The organism is Acetobacter oeni, from assembly GCF_011516825.1.
Lineage (GTDB): Bacteria > Pseudomonadota > Alphaproteobacteria > Acetobacterales > Acetobacteraceae > Acetobacter > Acetobacter oeni.
Genome location: NZ_WOTA01000013.1, coordinates 13,539 through 34,209 on the forward strand (window position 1 = coordinate 13,539; position 20,671 = coordinate 34,209).

14 protein-coding genes are annotated in these 20,671 nt (G+C 59.3%); 11 read left to right on the forward strand and 3 right to left on the reverse strand.

Annotation, left to right across the window (positions count from 1 at the left end; translation table 11 throughout):
• Positions 1 to 49 precede the first annotated feature (49 nt).
• The gene (locus GOB90_RS09945) at positions 50 to 2,473 is read left to right on the forward strand and encodes a TonB-dependent receptor (protein WP_146888550.1); all 2,424 of its coding nucleotides are present in this window, start codon (positions 50 to 52) and stop codon (positions 2,471 to 2,473) included.
• 4 nt (positions 2,474 to 2,477) lie between these two features.
• A complete protein-coding gene (locus tag GOB90_RS09950; RefSeq protein ID WP_146888547.1) occupies positions 2,478 to 4,589 on the forward strand; it encodes an amidase in 2,112 nt (703 codons plus the stop codon).
• A gap of 140 nt (positions 4,590 to 4,729) precedes the next feature.
• On the opposite strand, the gene GOB90_RS09955 is transcribed toward GOB90_RS09950, so the two are convergent.
• On the reverse strand, positions 4,730 to 5,764 hold the full coding sequence (locus GOB90_RS09955; RefSeq protein WP_146888544.1) for an L-idonate 5-dehydrogenase: 1,035 nt from the start codon (positions 5,762 to 5,764) through the stop codon (positions 4,730 to 4,732).
• 554 nt (positions 5,765 to 6,318) lie between these two features.
• On the opposite strand from GOB90_RS09955, the gene GOB90_RS09960 reads away from it, so the two are divergent.
• From GOB90_RS09960 to GOB90_RS09980, 5 genes are all read left to right on the forward strand, one after another.
• A complete protein-coding gene (locus GOB90_RS09960; protein WP_146888541.1) occupies positions 6,319 to 8,457 on the forward strand; it encodes a Hint domain-containing protein in 2,139 nt (712 codons plus the stop codon).
• Between the two features lie 58 nt (positions 8,458 to 8,515).
• Positions 8,516 to 10,441, forward strand: a complete 1,926-nt coding sequence (locus GOB90_RS19665) for a glycosyltransferase (protein ID WP_146888538.1) — start codon at positions 8,516 to 8,518, stop codon at positions 10,439 to 10,441.
• A 38-nt stretch (positions 10,442 to 10,479) separates the two neighbouring features.
• Positions 10,480 to 10,698 carry a hypothetical protein gene (locus tag GOB90_RS09970; protein ID WP_146888535.1) on the forward strand — a complete coding sequence of 73 codons (219 nt, stop codon included), beginning with the start codon at positions 10,480 to 10,482 and terminating at the stop codon, positions 10,696 to 10,698.
• Positions 10,699 to 10,920: 222 nt separating this feature from the next.
• Positions 10,921 to 12,321, forward strand: coding sequence for a M20/M25/M40 family metallo-hydrolase (locus GOB90_RS09975; protein WP_146888532.1), 1,401 nt, complete (start codon positions 10,921 to 10,923; stop codon positions 12,319 to 12,321).
• Between the two features lie 186 nt (positions 12,322 to 12,507).
• Positions 12,508 to 13,641 carry an AI-2E family transporter gene (locus GOB90_RS09980; protein WP_146888529.1) on the forward strand — a complete coding sequence of 378 codons (1,134 nt, stop codon included), beginning with the start codon at positions 12,508 to 12,510 and terminating at the stop codon, positions 13,639 to 13,641.
• Between the two features lie 16 nt (positions 13,642 to 13,657).
• On the opposite strand, the gene GOB90_RS09985 is transcribed toward GOB90_RS09980, so the two are convergent.
• Entirely contained in the window at positions 13,658 to 14,215 is a 558-nt protein-coding gene (locus GOB90_RS09985; RefSeq protein WP_146888526.1) for a flavin reductase family protein, read from the reverse strand.
• A gap of 162 nt (positions 14,216 to 14,377) precedes the next feature.
• Here GOB90_RS09985 and GOB90_RS09990 point away from each other — a divergent pair, with 162 nt between their 5' ends.
• From GOB90_RS09990 to GOB90_RS10005, 4 genes are all read left to right on the forward strand, one after another.
• Positions 14,378 to 15,889, forward strand: coding sequence for a discoidin domain-containing protein (locus GOB90_RS09990; protein WP_173572028.1), 1,512 nt, complete (start codon positions 14,378 to 14,380; stop codon positions 15,887 to 15,889).
• 134 nt (positions 15,890 to 16,023) lie between these two features.
• A complete protein-coding gene (locus GOB90_RS09995) occupies positions 16,024 to 17,265 on the forward strand; it encodes an FAD-dependent oxidoreductase (RefSeq protein WP_146888520.1) in 1,242 nt (413 codons plus the stop codon).
• Positions 17,266 to 17,270: 5 nt separating this feature from the next.
• Positions 17,271 to 17,723, forward strand: a complete 453-nt coding sequence (locus tag GOB90_RS10000) for a c-type cytochrome (RefSeq protein WP_173572029.1) — start codon at positions 17,271 to 17,273, stop codon at positions 17,721 to 17,723.
• 274 nt (positions 17,724 to 17,997) lie between these two features.
• Positions 17,998 to 19,203, forward strand: coding sequence for a hypothetical protein (locus tag GOB90_RS10005; protein WP_146888514.1), 1,206 nt, complete (start codon positions 17,998 to 18,000; stop codon positions 19,201 to 19,203).
• Positions 19,204 to 19,316: 113 nt separating this feature from the next.
• On the opposite strand, the gene GOB90_RS10010 is transcribed toward GOB90_RS10005, so the two are convergent.
• A complete protein-coding gene (locus GOB90_RS10010) occupies positions 19,317 to 20,570 on the reverse strand; it encodes an SAM-dependent methyltransferase (protein WP_146888511.1) in 1,254 nt (417 codons plus the stop codon).
• Positions 20,571 to 20,671 lie beyond the last annotated feature (101 nt).

Genomic DNA, 20,671 nt, shown 5'->3' on the forward strand with positions numbered 1-20,671 from the left:
AAACTATTAGGTTTTGTTTCCTGAGTCAGCTTGTGAAAGGGATGGTGTGATGGGCGTCAGAAAAAATCCGTGTTCCGGAATTTTCGTTTTATGCAGTGCGACGTTTCTTTCTGGAGTGATCCTGTCGGATACGGCGGGGGCGGCTGCCGTCGCTTCGGTGGTGCACCGGCCACGGGTGAAGCATGTCTCTCCCCCTGCTCCGGGTAAGGCGCGGCCTGCTGCGGCGGCGGCATCTCATCCGCCGCGCAGTAAAGAGGCGGACGGCCAGCCGGAAACCATCCGCGTCAGCACGGGGCGCCGTATGCATGGGGGCGGTCTTCTGAAGTTCAGCGATACACCTCAGGCATCGAGTATTGTCTCTGCCGAGTATATCAGCAAGCAGTCGGCCGGGCAGAACCCGCTTTCACTTGTTCAGATGTCACCGGGTGCGAATTTTTCGTCGGGTGATGCGTTCGGGCTGAGCAATCAGAGCTCGATTTCCGTTCGGGGACTGGCGCAGACGGAACTGGGATATCTGTTCGAGGGTGTTCAGATGAACGATTCCGGAAGTCAGACAGCCAACTCCTCCGAGTGGGTGGATTCCGAGAATATGAAAGCCATCGAGATTTATCAGGGCGCGGGGCATCTTGATGCACCTGTTGTCACAGCGTCCGGTGGCATTATCTCGGTTCAGATGAGCGATCCCACTGCCCGGCAGCATGCGCAACTGACGGAAAGCTATGGCAGCTATCAGACGAACCGGCAGTTCGCGCGCTATGACACCGGTGAAATCGGCAATACGGGGCTGAAGGCGTTTGTCTCGGCGTCTTATCTGTCCAGCAAGCTGTCACGCGGAGCCGGGCGCAACCAGCGCGTTCACACGGATTTCGGATTCCGGAAGGACTGGAAAGAGAATTTCATCAAGCTTTCCGGATCTTACAATAATGACCGGCGCGGAAGCTACACCACGCCGACGATGGCGCAGTGGAATGAATATGGCGATCAGTATAATCGCAATAACTCCTACACGTTCGGGGATACGAATTACTGGCGGCTGAACAAGCTCGGGTTTCATCATCTTCTGCTGTCATTGCAGTCCCATTTCAAACTCGATGAGCATTTCTCGGCTGAGGCATCACCGTATTTCTATCACGGTGGCGGTTATCTCTCCGGGGGCGGCACGTATAATGTCAGCGGGAATTACAGGGGCACGGACTATTATCCCGGCGCGGTGAATGTTCCCTATTCGCAGGATGGCCAGTTCACGGGACTTTCGGGCTGGCAGGGTCATGAACTCTGGAGCGGGTTTAACGGGAAGGTTCATTATCATACGGGGCATAATCTGCTGACGGTCGGCTACTGGTATCAGTATTCCTATTATCATGCGGACAGCCCGGTGACGGCGCTGAACGAAAATGGCACGGCTGCCAGTATGTGGGGTGGGTATACGCTGCGTCTTTCCGACGGGAAGCAGCTGGAGACTTACAACTATGCCGCATCGACCCAGACGAATGCGGTTTATATTCAGGATGAACTCAAACTTCTGGATGACCGGCTGCTTTTGCAGGCGGGTTTCAAATATGTGATCAATTCCCGCAATGGCGAGAATTTCATGCCGGGTCCGCAGCACAGGATCTCGACGTTTGCGACGGAGCCTCTGCCGCGATTTGGCGCGACCTACAAGCTGACGAAGAACGATGTTGTTTTCATTGACGGGACAACAGGTTTCAAGCTTCCGGCGACGACGAGCGCGTTCAATCAGTATAGTGTGACCACGGGCGCGGTCACGCAGACCGGGAACCCCGATCTGAAAGACGAGTATTCAATTTCGGAAGAAGCCGGTTACCGGCATAATGGCTTCATCAGTGGCGCGATTACGTTTTTCAATTACAATTTCACCAATCATCAGATTGCGACGAGCGCTTATGTCGGCAATTCCCAGACCCTGACCACGAGTTATCTCAATGTCGGTGGCATGACCACGCGCGGGGTGGATGTCGAACTCGGGACGGCGCCGATTCACCATTTTTCTCCTTATGTGTCGGGTGAGTTTCTGGATGCGAAACTTGATAACAATGTCGAGAAAGGCACCGATTATCTGCGGACCAAAGGAAAGGATGCGCCTCTTACGCCGCGCTGGATGGCGGCGGTGGGTATTCAGTACGATGATGGGCATTTCTTTGGCAGCGCCCGCATCAAGGTAACGGGATCGCAGTATTCGACGCTGATGAACGATCAGAAAATTCCGGAGTATGTGACCTGCGACATTGGTGTGGGGTATAAATGGAACAACATCTGGTATCTGAAAAACCCGAATGTGCGTCTGAATTTTATCAATGTCGGCAATGCGAAATACCTGTCCGGTGCGGCGGCTCTTCAGACAAATGCCAGGGCGACGAAGGGTGTGTTTGGCACGACGATCGCGGGTTCGGCTCCTTCCTACTACGTGGGATCGCCGTTCGCGATGATGTTCACGGTTTCGACGGAGCTCTGACGCCATGATGAACGGAAACGGAAACAGGCGGGCGCGGTTGGCGAAGGGCTTTCGGGCGGGTCTTTTTCTGGCGTCGCTGCTGGTCGGGACGCCTGTATATGCCGGGACATTTACGCTGACCGAGGCGACGATTGCTCAGATGCAGGAGGCGATGGCGAGTGGCGCGCTCACCAGCACGGAACTGACGACGCTTTATCTGAACAGGATCTATGTATTTGACAAGGCGGGCATTCGGCTGAATGCGGTTCCGGTCATGAATCCGCAGGCACTTGCGGAAGCGATGGCGGCGGACCGGGTGCGGGCGGCGGGTGGTCCGGTTTCGCCCCTGCTGGGAATCCCGTTTACGGTGAAGGATAGTTACAAGGTGGCGGGTCTGACCGTCGCGGCGGGGTCTCCGGCTTTTGCGTCTCTGATTGCGAATGAGGACGCTTTTACGGTTGGGCGAATTCGGGCAGCGGGCGGGGTTCTGCTTGGCAAGACGAACATGCCGCCACTGGCGGCGGGCGGCATGCAGCGGGGTGTGTACGGGCGGGCGGAGAGCCCTTACAACGAGCATTATCTGACGGCGGCTTATAATTCCGGGTCATCGAACGGGTCGGCATCCTCCACCTCGGCCTCTCTGGCGGCGTTTGGGATGGGTGAGGAGACGGTTTCTTCCGGGCGCTCTCCTTCATCGAACAACGCTCTTGTTGCTTACACGCCGTCCCGGGGGGTTCTTTCGATCCGGGGAAACTGGCCGCTTTATCCGATCAAAGATGTGGTTGTTCCGATGACCCGTTCGACGGACGACCTGCTGAAGGTTCTGAATGTTATTGTTGCCGACGATCCTGTGGCGCGAGGGGATTTCTGGCGGGAGCAGACTGTGGTGGCGCTGCCGCGCGCGTCTCAGGTCAGGCCTGCGGACTATGAATCTCTGAAAGATGCCGGTGCTTTGCGCGGAAAGCGGATTGGCGTTCCGACGATGTATATCGGCAAGGACAGGACGGGGCGACAGATTGCGGTTCGCCCGTCGATCCTTGCGCTCTGGGAGAAGGCGGCGAGTGATCTTCGCGCCCTGGGCGCTGAGGTTGTGGAAGTCGATTTTCCGCTCATGCATAATTACGACATGGACCGTCCGTCTTCGGAGAGTTTTGTCAGTCGCGGACTGATCCCGGCGGACTGGTTCCGCATGAAGGCGCCGGGGCAGGCTGCTGACGATAATTATGAATTTCGCTATCTGAACCCCTGGTCGTGGGGGAATTTTCTCACCGATGACAAAGATCCGAATATTCCTGACTGGAGGGCGGTCAATCCGGATCTGGTTTTCCCCAATCCGCCGGGCTCCGTGGATGCGGCGCGGCGCGGGCCGTTCCGGGATTACAGGCAGGCGCGGGACACGATTCTGGCAGGTGTGAAGCCTTACGATCAGATTCCGGGCTTTGCGCAGGCGCTTCGGGGTGCTGAGAGGATCAGGAAGGTTGATTTTGAAGACTGGCTTGACCGGAACAGGCTGGATTTCATTGTCTTTCCCGCGAATGCGGATATCGGGGCGGCGAATGCCGATGTCGATCCGCAGGCTTACGACCATGCCACGGAAAATGGTGTCGGGCGCTCGAATACGAATGCGATGCTGCGTCATCTTGGCATTCCCAGTGTATCGGTCAGCATGGGACTGATGGGTGACACGGGGATGCCGGTCAATCTGACGTTTGCGGGCAAGGCGTATGATGACAGCCGGCTGTTGTCTTATGCGTATGCTTATGAGCAAGGCACGAAGAACCGGCGTGCGCCGGGGCGTGTGCATCCGCTGGCGGATGAGACCGTGATCTGGGACCCGGCTTCGGTTGTCCGACCTGGATTGCGTCAGGACAGGGAGGCGCCGCTGGTTGACATTGTGTCTGTCGGGCATACCGGGCGGCATGGTGAGACGATTGAGGTTTCGGGGACGGCGCGCGACGCTTCGGGGCTTCGGTTCGTGCGGGTTTATGTGAACGGGAGGAAGGTGTCGGAGACGAAAGAGGGCGTGTGGCACGTTAGTTTTCCGGTGACGTATGCGGTGGATGGCGGCCTGTTTCTTGAGGTTCTGGCGAAGGATACGACGGGAAATGCCGGGGCTGTGTGGAGGGACATTTTCTGACGCGATGGGCCGGGAGCTGATTTTTCCGGTTCGGGTTCAGAATGTGAGCAGGGGCTGCGGGTCCCGGCATCCGGATTTGTTCAATAAAACTTGCCGGGTTCGGGCAGAGCCCGGCGCTGCCCGGCAAGAAGGCCCCCGGCTTATTCGGACAGGGCGAGCAGGACTTTGGCGGCGCGGCTGCGGTCGGGGGCTATGCTGAAGGCGTCCTGGAAACGGGTGATCGGGAACTCCTGGGTGACGAGGATGTCCGCGATTTCGGGTTTTTCGGCGAGCAGGGTGAGGGCGTCATCGAATTCGTGGTCGAAGCGGAGGGTGCCGCGGAAGTCGAGTTCGCGGACGATGATCTGCGCGAGGGGGACGGCGACGTCACCGGGCGGGAACATGCCGACCTGGACGAGGATGCCGCCTTTTCGGGTGCGGGCAATGGCTTCGGGGAGAGCTGCGCCGACGCCGGTGGCTTCGAAGGTGATATCGAATTCTTCATTGAGCTGGCCGGTGCGGGCGTTGTGGACTTCGCTGGCGCCGAGGAGGCGGGCGCGTTCGAGGGGGAAGTCCTGGAGGTCGGTGGTGACGACGCGCGCGGCTCCGGCGTGGACGAGGCCGGCGACGATGAGGAGGCCGATGGGACCGGCGCCCTGGACGAGGACGGTTTTTCCGGTGACGTCCCCTGCCCTGCTGATGGCGTGCAGGGCGACGGCGAGCGGTTCGGCGAGGCAGGCGCGGCGGGTATCGAGGCCGGGTGGCAGGTGACGGAGCTGCGCGGCATTAACGATCATGGCGCGACGGAAGCCGCCGTCGGTGTGGGGGTTGTTGGCGGCGCTGCCGAGGAAGCGGACGTTACGGCAGAGGTGGCGGAGGTCGCGCTGACATTCGGGGCATGTGCCGCAGGGGCGTGCGGGGTGAATGGCGACGGGGTCACCCGCTGAGAAGCTGGTGATGCCGGGGCCGGTTGCGGCGACGATGCCGGAGACTTCGTGACCGAGGATCATGGGGTTATGCAGGATGGAGGCGCCGACGCCGCCGTGGGAGACGTAATGCAGGTCTGAGCCGCAGATGCCGCCCCATTGCATGGCGATGCGGACTTCACCGGGGCCGGGTTCGGGCAGCGGGGCTGTGTCGAAGCGGAGGTCTTTTGTCGCGTGGATGACGAGGGCGTCTGTTGTGGCTGTGGTCATGGGAGGTCCTGGGGGTGGCGCCGTGGTCCGGCGTTCTGTTGTTTGTGCGGGGTGTTATGACCCGGGGGATATTACGGGGTTTTACAGTATTTCGGGCGGCGGGCAGAATTCACATACGGGTGACGGGCTGTTCCGCGCTGGGGGCATGGCCGGAGCGGGCTGAGGCAATGCTGACGGGTGTCTCTCCGGTGCCGGGTGATATGAGGTTTTGTGGCGTGCGAGGCTGGGGATCATGAGTCTGCGCCGGACTGAAAGCGAATAAAAAACAATCCGGTATATATTTGTTTTATGGATTTGTTCATGATTTTTTATTCAATTCTAAAAAAAGAAACATCATTGAAATAATGTTAACTTTAGCGATAACCTTATCTGATGTTTATTTATAATTAACATATTCCCCTGATCATGCTGCGGGCAGCGGAATGTCGGGGGTGTCCGGAGTATGATCTGTGGATGGGCTCATCCGGTGAGAATCGGATGATCGCCGCTTTATTGTGTTCCGAAGTCGCGTTTTCTTTCTCCTGCCCGGATGTGCTCTGAAGGAGTCACTTATCGTGTCGTCTGCTATTTCTTCCGGCGTGCTGATCTATTCCAGTGGCGTTCTTGTCTCCTCGGCGGCCGGTGTACTGAGCGGAGCGGTTCTGTCGGGCAGTGCGATGAGCGCCGTGGTGCTGTCGGGCGGCAGTCTGGTGAGCGCGACGGCTGAAGACGGTGCCACGGTGACGGTCTCTTCGGGCGGTGCGATGTCCGGGCTTCAGAATACGGACGCGACGGATACGGTACTGTCGGGCGGTTTGGCGACGGGCACGGTTCTGTCGGCTACGGGTTTCGCTGACACGTTTGAGTTTGTGAGCGCGGGCGGCGTGGTGACGGGCACGACTATTGGTGCTGATACTACTCAGTTTGTATTTGGCGCGGCGTCCGGCACGACGGTTGAATCCGGTGGTGCTCAGGATGTGTTCGGCGTGGCGAACGGGGTCACTGTTTCCTCCGGGGGTGAAGCCACCATAGGCGCCGGTGCCGTGGCGAGCGATGTTACTGTCAGTTCGGGCGGATATGTTGCGCTGGCGGCAGGAACGACGACGACCGGTATTGCGGTCAGTGCCGGCGGGTATGTCGCGGTGATGTCAGGCGCTGTGGCCGGGAATACGGTGATCGGTTCCGGTGGAAGTCTGACAGTCCGTCCGGGTGCGCTGGCCAGTGACGTGGTCATTTCTTCGGGCGGGATTGAGACCGTCGAGTCCGGCGGTGTGACCAGCAATGTTGCGGTGATGCCGGACGGCACTCTGAATCTGGAGCCGGGAGGCTCGGCTTACGGAACGTCGACCGGGTCGGCGGGCAGTGCGGCGGACGTTCTGATTTACTCGGGGGGCGTTCTCGTTTCGTCGGCATCAGGCGTGGTCAGCGGCGTGGTGGTGTCGGGCAGCGCGATGAGTGCCGGGATACTTTCGGGCGGCACTCTGGTGGATGCGACGGTTGAGGACGGGGCGCAGGTGACGGTGTCATCGGGCGGAACGCTTATCGTTGACTCTGCCGGCGGTGGCTATGACGGCATTACGCTGATGAGTGGCGGTGCGATCGACGTGGCGGATGCGACGGCGACGGCATCTCTCTCCGGGGATGTTCTGACTGTCACGGCGGGTGCGGTGAGCTGGCAGGCTGATCTTTCGGGTGATTACACGCAGGAATACTTCCACATTTCGTCCTCCGGTGATGGCGGGACGCTGATTACGGTAGACGGGACGCCCTGCTACTGCCGGGGGACTCTGATCCTGACGGATGCAGGCGAGGTTGCGGTTGAAGATCTTCGGATCGGGGACCGGGTGATGACACTTGCGGGCGAGGCCAGGGCGATCCGGTGGATCGGGCGGCGGCGGTATGCGCGTCAGTTCGCGGCGGGGAACCGGGATATTCTGCCGGTGGTGATCCGGGCGGGCGCGCTGGGAGACGAGCTGCCGCGTCGGGATCTTTCGGTCTCGCCGCTGCATGCGATGTATCTGGACGGGGTTCTGGTTCCGGCACTGGCGCTGGTGAACGGGCGGACGATCGTTCAGGCGGAACAGATTGATGAGGTGGCGTATTTCCACGTTGAACTGGAAAGTCATGATATTCTGATTGCCGAGGGCACGGCATCGGAGAGTTTCGTGGATGACGGGTCGCGGGGCATGTTCCACAATGCCGGTGAGTATGACGGGCTTTATCCGGAGGCTGTCGGGGCGCCGGCGATGTATTGTGCGCCGCGTGTTGAAGAGGGTGAGGCTCTGGCTGCGATCCGGGCGCGTCTGAATCGTGGTCTGGCGGATGGGAGCGAGGCCGGGGCTGTTTCGGTTTCGGGGTATGTCGATGCGGTTGAACGGCATCGGATTACAGGCTGGGCGCGGGTCGATGGCGATACGGCTCCGGTGCGGCTTCAGATTCTGGATCGGGGGGTGACGATCGGCGAGGTTGTTGCGAACCGTGCACGGCCGGATCTGGGGGCGAGATGCGGGTTCTGTTTTGAGGTGTCCGGCGGTTTGTCGCCGCTTGAGCGCCATGTGATTGAAGTGCGGCGGGTCGCTTCCGGGGCGCAGGCGCTTGGGAATACACCATGGATCCTGGATATTGACGGGAATCTGGCTGGTGCGGTGCTGCTGGAAGCGTCGTCCGGCGTTCAGAATGAGCGTTCCGGGGTTGTAATGCGGATGGCGGGCTAAGGTTTCCGGCAATGGTCTTGCGTGTCTGACTTCCGGTCCGGTGTCTGAGGGTGGAGCGGTGCGGGTCACGGGTTTTGTCGATGCGGCTGAGCGGTATCGGATTACGGGCTGGGCGCGGGCGGAGAGCGACGCGGCCCCGGTCCGGTTGCAGGTTCTGGACCGGGGGGTCGTGCTCGGGGAGGTCGTGGCTGACCGGTCTCGTCCGGACCTCGGGGTTATGTGCGGGTTTTCGTTTGATATCCCGGGGGGGCTTTCGCCGTCTGAACGTCATGTCATTGAGGTGCGTTCTGTCTCCGGTGGCGAGGCGCTTGGACATACCCCATGGGTTATTGACGTTGACGGAGAGGCGGCGGCCCGGGACGCGCTGAGCGGTCATCTGGATATCGTGACCTGGGACCGGATCGCGGGCTGGGCGCGTGAGGGGCAGAGCGACGACGCGCCGGTGGCGTTGCAGATTCTGGATAATGGCGCGGTGCTGGCGCGGATTGTGGCGAACGGGCGGCGTCCGGATGTGGCGCAGGCCGGGTTCGGCACCGGGCAGTGTGGCTTCGATATGATGCTGCCGGTGCCGCTCTCGCCACTGACGCGGCATGTGATCGAGGTCCGGCGCGAGGCGGACGGGGCATTGCTGCCGGGCAGTCCGGCCGTTCTGGAGGTGGCGGACAGTTTCGATCCGGCGCTGGAAGAGGCTCTGGAACGGGCGGTGACGTCTCTGCGGAGTGTGGAAGATCAGGAGCGGGTGTTGTCGTTTCTGCTGACCCAGGCGGATCGGGTGGCGCGGCAACGGGCGGATCGTTTATCCGGGCGTTCGGATCGGGAGCGGGAGCGGCGGTTACGGCTTGCCGGGTTGCCGGATGGCGCGCCGGTGATGGCGAAGCGGGCACTTGTGATTGACAGCCGGCTGCCTGCGGTGGCGCGGGATGCGGGATCGTGTGCTGTACTGTCGCATATGCGGGTGTTGCTGTCTCTGGGCTATGCCGTCAGTTTTGCGGCGGCGGATGAGATGGACCGGGATGGTGTTGACGCAGAGGCGTTGCGGGCAGAGGGCGTGACGGTTTTCCGGGCGCCGTTCGATGCCTCGGTTGAGGATGTTCTGCGGCGTCAGGAGGGAAGTTTCGATCTGGTCTATCTGCATCGGGAGAGCGTTGCGACGCGCTACCTGGCGCTGGCGCGGCAGCTTCAGCCGGGGGCGCGGATGGTTTATTCGGTGGCGGATCTGCATTATCTGCGTTTGCAGCGCCAGGGTGAGGTTCAGGAGCGCCCCGAACTTCTGGCGCAGGCGAGACGTGTCAGGCTGGCGGAATGTACGGCGGCGTGGTCGGCGGACGTGGTTCTGACGCACTCGTCCGTGGAGGCGGAGATTCTGCGGCGGGCGGTTCCCGAGGCGGATGTGCGGTGTGTGCCCTGGGCGGTGGAGACGGCGGCGGTCGTGCCGGGGTTTGAGGATCGGCGGGGCGTTGTGTTTTTTGGCGATTACAGTCACGCGCCGAATGTGGATGCGGTACGGTGGCTTGTTGAGGAGATCATGCCGCTGGTGTGGTGTGAAGCTCCGTGGATTGAATGTGTGCTGGCGGGCAGCGGGATGCCGGACACCTTGCGCGGACTGACGGGCGAGAGGGTGCGGGTGCCCGGGCATGTGCCTGATCTGGCGGGGCTGCTGGGTCAGGTTCGGGTCGGGGTGGCGCCGTTGCGATTTGGAGCGGGTGTGAAGGGCAAGGTTCTGGAGTGCCTGGCGGCAGGGGTTCCCTGTGTGATGACGCCGGTGGCGGCTGAGGGGCTGAATCTTTCGGGTGAGCTGGCAGAGCTGGTCGGGCAGGACGCTGCGGCGGTGGCGCGGCTGATTGTGCGGGTGCATGAGGAGCGCGGGATGTGTGAGGCTGCGGCTCGCGCGGGGCTTCAATTTGTCCGGGAGAAATATTCGGCGGCGGTAGTTGTCACGGCGCTGGCGGATGCTGTTGCGCGGCGGAGTGTCGGGGCAGCCTGAGAGCGGGGCGGGTTGAGAGCGGGAGCTGGGTTCGGGAAGTGGAAGATCTGTTCTGGCTGTTACCCGATTATTTGGGATCGGTGCGGGTCATGATCGCTGCGTATTTTATGAACGACCAGGCATTTTCCGGTGAGTTTGCAGACTGGTCCGGTCCTGGAGACAGCCTGGCTCTGGCTGGCGGTGCGGCGGTTTCGGGGCATGAGGCGACCGGATTTTTCCCCCTGCGCGCTGCGGAGAATATGAGAACTTTTCAGTAATCTTCTTCGATGAGTGCCATGAACGGTTTTGTCCGTCCGGAAAGGCAGGCCGTTTTGATCCGGTTTTCTGGTCACAGGATGTTTTCCGAACGGCTATGTTCAGAAAGAGGCGTGCTGGCTGCCCCATTTATTTTTCCTTCGTTTCTGATATGAAACTGTTTTCCGGCTGCCTCTGTTCGTGCTCTGCCAGCCGGAGGGACATATCGGGGAAGTTACTGGCTGATGCGTAAGATTCTGTCTCTGGTCACTCTGGCTGCGCTGTCGTTTCCGGTTTTACCGGAGGCACGCGCTGGTGTGGTGATGCATCAGCAGGCTGACGATCAGGCGCTTGATCTGGCGAAGAAGGCGATTGCGTTGCGGTCGGTCGCGGGTGACGGAAACAGAACGGCGGATGTGGCGGCGCTGTTTCGTTCGGCGCTTCTGACGGGCGGGTTTCGGGCGAAGGATATTGAGATTACGCCGTCTGGCGGAACGGTTTACATGACGGCGACGTGGCCGGGGAGCGATCCGTCTCTGAAGCCGCTGGTGTTTCTCGGGCATATGGATGTGGTGGAGGCGAAGCCGGCCGACTGGAAGCGCGATCCGTTCACGCCGGTTGTGGAGGATGGTTATCTGTTCGGGCGCGGGGCGACGGACATGAAGCTGGATGACACGTTGCTGATTGCGTCCGTGCTGGAGCTGAAGCGGCAGGGTTACCGGCCCCGACGGACTGTTGTGCTGGCGTTTTCCGGCGATGAGGAAACGGAGATGCGGACGGGGGCGGCGCTTGGCGACCGGCTGGCGGGGGCTGAGGCGGTCATCAATATTGACGGCAGTGGCGGCGTGCTCAGCGAGCGGACCGGCAGGCCGGAGTATTTCACCTGGGCCGGGGCTGAGAAGACCTATGCGGATTATCAGCTGACGGTCACGAATGCGGGTGGTCATTCTTCCGAGCCGCGCGCGGATAATGCGATTGACCGGCTTTCCGCCGCGCTTTTGCGGATTCAGAATTATCACTTCAGGCCTGAGCTGAACGACATTACGCGCGCGTATTTTCAGGAAGCGGCGAAGCTGGAGCCGGAGAAATCGGGGGCGGCGATGAAGGCGTTTGCGGCTGATCCTTCCGACCGGAAGGCGTTTGCGACGCTGGCGGCCGATCCGGCGATGGCGGGGCGGATTGCGACGACTTGCGTTGTGACGATGATTGAGGGCGGGCATGCGCTCAACGCGCTGCCTCAGCGGGCGGTGGCCAATATCAACTGCCGCATTTTTCCGGGTCATTCCAAAGAAGCGATCATGGCGGAACTGGAGAAGGTGGTGGCCGACCCGGAGGTGCATGTTGCGAATGTGACGGCGGGCTCGATTGCGACGGCGGCGTCTCCGATGCGTCCGGATATTGTCGGGGCGATCACACAGGCGATTGATGGGATTTATCCGGGGCTGCCGGTTGTGCCCGCGATGAAATCCGGGGCGACGGACAGTATGTGGTTTCGCGGGCATGGCGTGCCGTCCTATGGCGCGAGCCCGCTGTTTATCAGGCTGTCGGAGAATTTCTCGCACGGGCTGAACGAGCGGACGCCTGTTGCGGCCATTCCGCCGGCGGTGGATTATTTTCTTTCGGTGATTCCGGCTCTTTCGCGCTGAGTTGGGACTGGCGTTGCTGTGGCTGACCGGTAAAACTGAAACGATCGCCCCCTCCGGAGCGTTTGGGTGGAAATATCCGGTGTGAAGTCCCCTGCCCGCCTTTGTGATGAAAGGTGGCGGTTCTGTTCGCATGGGTTATGACTGGCGAGAGGTGCCGGTTTTTTCTTCCCTTGTTCTGAAGGTCATATGCACGACGATACTGTTTCCCGCGAGGGGTCGTTTTCCGAGACACGCGACGCGACCGGTCATCCGGTCAGGCCGCCCCGGAGGCGCTTTCAGGCCCGGGCGCAGGGTGTTCTTGCCATTCTGGTGGCGGTGCTGACGCTTTACACGCTCGGGCGGTTCCGGGAGGCGGTCGCCTGGGGCGGCATTCTGGCGATTGTCTGCTGGCCGCTTGTGAGGCGGGTGCGGGCGCACTGGGCGTCGCGTCATGCCGATACGTTGATTCCGGCGGGTGTGGTTGTAGCGATCGGGCTGGCTTTTGCGGCGCCGGTTCTTCTGATCGGCACGGAGGTCGCGAAGGAGACGCATGACGCGACGCAATGGTTTCAGCAGGCGCGTCAGGACGGGATTCCCGCGCCGGCATGGCTGGGAGAACTGCCTTACGAACAGGCTCAGGCGCAGCGGTGGTGGCAGGCCAATCTGGCTGACCCGTCGGGTGTGCAGGATCTGATGCATCGTCTGAAGCCGGAACAGGCGCTCGGGACGGTGGAGCAGATCGGGCATGGCGCCGCGAATGGCACTGTTCTGCTGATGTTTTCGTTACTGGTGCTGTTTTTTCTGCTGCGGTCCGGGCGTGAAGTATCGGGACGGATTACGGTTCTGACGGACCGGCTGTTCGGCGTGCGGGGCGAGATGGTGCTGAAGCAGATTGTCGGCGCGGTGCGCGGGTCGATGGCGGGGCTTGTGCTGGTGGGTCTGGGCGAAGGCGTTCTGATCGGGATTTCCTACGTGATCGCCGGGGCGCCTCAGCCACTGCTGCTGGGGATTCTGACTGCCGTGGCCTCGATGATTCCGATGCTGGGCGGATTTGCCGTGGCGATTGCGGTTCTGCTGATTCTGATGAAGGGCAGTGTCGGGGCGGCTGTGGCTGTTGGCGTGTTCGGGCTGCTGGTTCTGTTTCTGGCGGACCATTTTATCCGTCCGGTGCTGATTGGCGGATCGATCCGGCTGCCGTTTGTGTGGGTTCTGCTGGGGATACTGGGCGGGCTGGAGACCTGGGGGCTGGTCGGGCTGTTTGTCGGGCCGGTTCTTATGGCGGTGGCGCATCTGATATGGCGCTTCGGCTCGGCGCGGGGGATGCTCCGCGCCGGAGAGTGAGGTGGGTTTTCCGGGTTCAGTCCTGGAACTGTTTCCAGAGGACCATGCGCTCCCTGAGGCTGATGACCGGGCCGTCGATCGTGAAGGTGCCGTCGCCGCGATGGTGAAGGGTGCGCTGTTCGGGGCGGTCCGGGTTGATCCAGGCGGCCTGGGGTTCGAGTATCCAGAGGCTGAGACGGTCGACCATCGTGGTGTCGGCGACGCGACATTCGATATTGGCGAGGCAGTTTTCCGTCAGCGGGGCGCTGACGGTTTTTGCCGGTGACTGTGTGAAACCGAAGCGGGCGAATTTGTCGGTATCCCGTCCTGAGCAGTTGCCGATATCGACCATTATTTCCGCCAGATCGGCGCCGGGGATGGCGATGACACACTCTCCGGTGTCCCGCAGGGCAGTATAGCTGTGATCCCAGGGGCCGATGATGCAGCCGAGCAGCGGCGGGCTGTCGTGCCGGATGACCATGTGGAATCCCATTGTCATGATATCCGGCGTGCCGTTTCGTGCCCGGGTTGTGACCAGGACGACCGGTCCCGGCTCCAGCAGACGATACACTTTTGAGACGGGAAACTCTTTCATGAGACGGGGTCTCCGTAATCGCATTTTGTGTCGGCGGCGACTGCCTTTCATGGCGCGGGCAATGCGGATATGGAACATAAAAAGCCGGGTGAAGAGGCAGCGTGCCATCAGGTGTATCGTGATGGAAGATCAGTCTCGATTTTAGTGGCCAGGAAACAGATTATGTCGCTCATGAAAACGACCAGGCTTTATGGGTATGCTGGTCAGACGGGTTCGGATCCGGGTTTCGGGTTATATAAAAACGCGGTCATGAACGGGGCGGCGCTGTATAAGGAAAACGGCCAGATCATTTCAGATTCTGCGTTTTTCAGGGGGGCTGACGGTTATCAGCTTCTTGGCGCCGGGGCTACGGCGACGGTGAATGTCCGCATTGCGCGGCGCATAGAGGAAGACTGTTTCTGGCTTGGGGAAATTGTCGGGCAATTCGGGCATTTTATTCTGAGTGCGCTCAGTCGGATATGGGCGCTGCATCGGGTGCCGCCGCATGTCAGGATCGCTTATTCCGGGGCGCCGGCTGAGGAACTGTTTAAGCAGGAATTCATAGCGAAAATATTTTCCGGGCTGGGGCTGACCGCGGATCGGTTTCTTTGTGTTGAGGGGCCGTGTGTTTTTGCGTCGGTTTATATTGCAGAGCCTTCGCTGAATGAGAATTACTCTGTCAGTGAGGCCTATAACAGGTCGGTGCGGGAGATTTTTTCGGTCGGTGGTCCGGTTGATGATTCTTTTGTTTATATCACGAAGCATAAGATGCAGAGTGGAGTTTTATATATCGAGAATGAAGAGGAACTCTGCGGGTTTCTGGAAAAGAACGGTGTGAAATGCGTGGCGCCCGAGGAGCTGTCTTTTGACGATCAGCTGAAATTCTGGGCGGGGCACAGGAAGTTTGCCGGTTTTTCCAGCTCGTCTTTTCACCTTTGCAATTTTTTCGGTTCGAAAGACATTATCCTGATAAATCGGGATTGCCATGCATCGAGCAATCAGTTGCTTCTGGATGCGTCCGGTTCAAACAGAACACTGCATCTGTTCAGTAATGATCTGGTTCAGCTTGGCAGATCTTATTATTTTGCGCTGCTTTGCAAAATCAGGGATGTGGAGGCGTTTGGCCGGTCGCTTTTATCCTGTATCGATAAATTCGGGAGCGGCGCTTTAACTGCGACTGCCATTCCGGATATGAGCCGGACGGTGAATCCGTCTGTTCTGAGAGATGAAAGTTTCGGCAACAACCTGTCCCGGGGCAGCAGCGCCTCGCAGAGTTCCGTTTATCATGAGGATGAGGGCAGGACCCGGACGCCGGAGGGTGTTCTCAGCGGGTATCTGACCGGAAGTTATCAGTGTCACACGGCTATTGAGGACAATCCGTGGTGGCAGACGGATCTTGGCGGTCTTTTTGATATCAATGAAGTCAGAATATACAACAGAACCGATCATCATGTGATTGCGATGCGGTGCAATGCTGTTTCGGTTGCCGTATCGGATGACGGGGTGAATTTTTCCGAGGTTCACAGGCATGACTTTGGGGGCGTGCCGCCAGGGGGTCGGGATGGCGATCCTTATCGGTGGGTACCGGCTCAGACTGTGACCGGACGCCATGTGCGGATCACGATCCTGAGTCACACCTGTCTTCATTTCGATCAGGTCGAGATTTTCGGGCTGCCGCATGAAGTTTTATTGTGATGTCATGGTGGTGTACTGCCGCGTGACCCGGATGTCGTGCTCTGAGCCATAGTAATATTTTCAGGTTGTTTTTATTTATATGATCCGGGCGGTCCGGGCCGTCCGTTTCGGAAGTGTTGCAGTCAGGGAAAAGAATGAAGCGCAGAGAGATGTTCATCGGCGGGGCGGCTTTTGGCAGCTTTGCCGGTTATTCCACGAGGCGGTGGATTTCTCCGGCGGCGGCTACGGCGGAGTTGCCGGGGCAGGCTGTGACTGCGGCACATCTTCGTTCCTTTCGGGCACGGGCGGATCAGATCACTGACATTAAGGTTTGTCTGCGCCCGTTTCGTGCGGCGGGTCCGCGTCTTGATGCGGAACGCTTTGGCGACAAGGTTGTCATTCACAATTACGGGCATGGCGGGAGCGGCTGGTCGCTGTCCTGGGGCTCCGCGAACATTGCCGTTGGCAACGCCGCGACGACGCAGCAGAAAAAGCTGGCTGTGGTTGGCTGTGGAATTATCGGTCTGACGTCTGCACTTATCGCGCAACGTGCCGGTTTTGAGGTGACGATTTACACACGTGATCTTCTGCCGCACACGCGTTCGGTGCGGGCGAACGGAAGCTGGACGCCGGACTCCCGTATTGCGCTGACGGAGCAGGCCGGCCCGCAATTTCCGGATTTATGGGAGCAGATGGCGCGTTATTCCTGGGCGACTTATCGCGATTATCTCGGGCAGCCGGGGAATCCGATTATGTTTCTGGATAATTATTCCCTGTCCGACCTGCCCTCTCAGGCGCGTCCGGAGGAAGGGGTCGATCCTGGTCAGCCGACATTTGCATCCACGGGCCGGCCGCAGCAGAGCGCGGAATTCGCGGCCTGGCCGGAGCGGATAAAGGACATTATTCCGGCGGCTGTTCCGATATCGGGAAGCGACAATCCCTTTCCGGGACTACAGGTTCGTCGACATTCACTGATGATTTATAATTTCGGGGCATATGGACATTTGCTGCTCTCTGAATTTTTCCAGGCCGGGGGGCGTGTTGTCATAAGGGAATTTCATACGCCGGCGGATTTCAAAACCATTCCTGAGCATACGATTATTAACTGTCCCGGCTATGCGGCGCGGGACCTGTGGAACGATCAGTCCCTTATTCCGGTGCGCGGCCAGACGGCCTGGCTCCCGCCTCAGCCGGACATTGCGTATGGCCTCGCTTATCGGGGGGCTGCGATGTTGTCGAAGTCTGACGGGGTAATGGTGCAGGGTTTTGATCTGGATCATCTTGGTGAGATGACGGGAGTCGGAAACTCGTTTGAGCATCCGGACCGGACTGAAGCTGAGCGTGCGATCGGTATTTTTGCTGATCTGTTCGATCGGTTTCCGGCGGTGAAGGGATGAGGCCGATGGCATCGAAGTCCCTTTATGCGGCGATGGCTGTGCTTGTGGTTTCCGCTGGCGTGTCAGAGGCGCGTCCGATGCCAGCTTCACGCATATCTGCTTTGCCGGTTTATACGGTCGGGCAGGCTCAGGCCGGCGGTGAGCTTTATAAAGCGGCGTGTGCGATGTGCCACGGGACGCATCTGGAGGGAACATTTGATGTGCCGGCGCTGCGGGGTCGCTTTGTCACGAACTGGGGCGATGCGCCGCTGTCGCAGCTCAGCAGTTACATTCGAAGGGCGATGCCTCTGATGGCGCCGGGGACTCTGTCGGAAGAAGATACTGCGGCTCTTGTGGCGTTTCTGTTGCAGCAGAATGGCGGCGTTGAGGCAGGGAAGACCGCCCTGCCCTCTTCCGAGGCCGGTTTGCGGCGCATGGTCTTTCCGGTTGTTTCTGTGGCGGCGAGGCCGCGACGGTAACTGGCAGAGCGTTTTATGGTTTTCGGAATGGAGTCATGCCGGATCGGGCCGCGCGAAGTCGCGGAGATGGCCGGGAAAGCGGAGGAATACTTACGTTTATCGCGTCGATTTTGTGTATTAACGAAAATATAACGTTTCGATCTTTAATGTATTCCGTTAATTTTTCATTACTCAAAAGTTAATTATCACAATTTCTTCGCCGATATTTACTATTTAATATTCTGCATGTTACATCTGAATGCAGGACCAGTCTTTGATACGTTGAGGTATTAACATGGTAACGACTACAAATGACACGCTTACAACGCTCGTCCTGAATGGGTCTTCTTCCACGACTCTTCAGTCCGGTTATCAGTATATTGTTCTGAATACCGGAGCCGGCGCTGCTAACGTGTCCGCTTATAACAATGACTCACTGTATGTTATTGGCCAGACAGATGTGACGCTTAACGGGTATGACACTACTGTAAGCTATGCTTCTGGCAGCGATGGCAGCACCATTAATATTTCCGGCTATGACAATACCGTCACTAACTTTGACGGTACGGTTAATGCAGGTAATGCCATCTTTAATACGTTTGTGGACTCGACCGGCACGTTCACGACCGGCGCCTACACGAGCTATGTCGATTCGAGCGGAACGATCGATTCCGGCGCAAAGTCACAGTTCTCGAACTGCACCGGCACGGTTACGACGGGTTCTGATTCGGTCTTTAACGTATTTAAAGACGGTACGATCAATTCCGGCATCAAGACCATCGCCAGCGAGATCGACGATTCCAACGTAACGGTTGGTCGTAACAGCACGATTGCCACGCTGAATTCAGACACGCTGACCACGACCGGCACGGGCGTGACTGTCGGGGCTCTGGACAATTCCGAGGTTAACTACACCACGGACAGCAGCGGCAGTTTCACCAGCGGTGGCTGGGGTAATTTCTCGGTGACGGGGTCCATTCAGGGGACTGACTACATTCAGGGTCAGACCGTTTCCATCAGCTTTGGCACGATGGACCAGAGCGCTGTTCTGCATCTCGATACATTTGGTAACGGCTCAACGGTTCAGGGCGGAACCGGCAACCAGTCAGTGGATCAGACTGGCACAGGTTCGATGACCTTCATCAGTGCCAACTCCAACTCCGACGGTGTATTTACTGCAACGGGTGGCACGGGCAAGGACACGTTCGAGGCTGTCAGCAGCATGACGATGACGGGCGGAACCGGCGGTGCCAACACTTTTGACATCATCAAAAGTGCTGCCGGTGCTACCGATGTCATCAAGGACTTCACTGCTGCCGCCAGCAATAAGCTGGAACTCTCCGGCTTTGGTCTGACGCAGTCCAGCTTTGCGACCATCCTTGATAACGCGACGGTTTCTTCTGCGGGTCTGACGCTGGCGATCAGCAGCAACACCAGCGTGACGCTGGCTGGCGTGACGGACAAAGCGGACCTGACGTCCGCCAACGTCTCTCTTTCCTGAACGAACCGGCCGTTTTCGGGTCCTGCGGCTCTGACAGTGTTAAGAGTTGAAAAGGGGGTGGCCTTCGGGCCGCCCCCTTTTTTGTTTCAGGGAGGCCGGAAGCAGACCGCTGATTATACGGATTGCTGTTCCCCCTGCCCTTCCGGGCTCCGGGGTTTACGGCCGTTTTCGGCTTCGGTGATATAATCGCGGGTGAGCGGGACGGCGCTCTGGGAGCGGGTGATCTGGAGCTGGAAGTTCATGTGGCCCTGGACGAGAAAAGAGAGTTCGGCGCCGGCGAGATAGAACTCGAACATGCGGCAGAAGCGTTCGTCGTAGAGGGCTTTGGCTTTGTCGCGGTTTTTCGCGAAGCGGTCGCGCCAGATGGCGAGGGTTTTTGCGTAATGAAGGCGAAGGATTTCACAATCAGTGACCCAGAGACCGGTGGGTTCGATGGCGGCGAAGGTTTCGCTGAGGCTGGGCGAGTAGCCGCCTGGGAAGATGTATTTATCGATCCACGGGTTGGTGGTGCCGGGGCTGTCGTTACGGCCGATGGAATGGATCAGGGCGATGCCGTCTTCTGTGAGTGTATCACGGACTTTTTCGAAGAAGGTCTGGTAGTGGCCGATGCCGACATGTTCGAACATACCGACGGAGACGATGCGGTCGTAACGTGTCAGGACATTCCGGTAGTCCATCAGTTCGAAGCGGACACGGTGTGAGAGACCGGCGGCCTCGGCGCGGGCGCGGGCGATGCGGAGCTGTTCGGCTGAGAGGGTGATGCCGGTGACGGTGGCGTCGTATTCCTTTGCGAGGGTCAGGGCCATGCCTCCCCAGCCGCACCCGATATCGAGCACGGAGAGATTCGGGCGGTTAAGGAGCAGTTTCGCGGCGATGTGGTGTTTTTTGGCTTCCTGAGCTTCGTCGAGCGTTTCGGTGCCGGTTCGGAAGTAAGCGCAGGAATACTGCCGGTCTTTATCGAGAAAGAGATCGTAGAGCGGTTCACCGAGATCGTAATGGTGGGCGACGTTTTTACGGGAGCGGGATTCCGGGTTGAACTGGATTTTCTTACGGCGGAGGTAGCGGGCGGCGGCGGCGAGGGATTCGCCGATATGGCCGGCGGACATGGTGTTGAGCATGAGGACGTGCAGCAGGTCGTAGAGGGTGCAGTCTTCGGGGATGATGGTGCCGTCCATGTAGGCTTCGCCGAAACCGAGCCCGGGATTGAGAAGCAGGTTGCGTTCGGCGGCGGCGGTTGTCAGGCGCATGGCGGCGTGGGGACCGGGTTCGGCGCCGTGGTAGTGCGCTGTTGAGCCATCGGCGTAGGTGACGTCCAGAGAACCGCATGAAATGAATTTTCCGAGGACGTAATCGACCGGCTTTTTCATGAATATCCTCTGCCCTCATCTGTATCTGCGAATGGTGACATCGTTTTAGGGCAGGGTGTCCGGGCGCGAAACACTTCGGAGTTATTTTATATTGTGGTTTC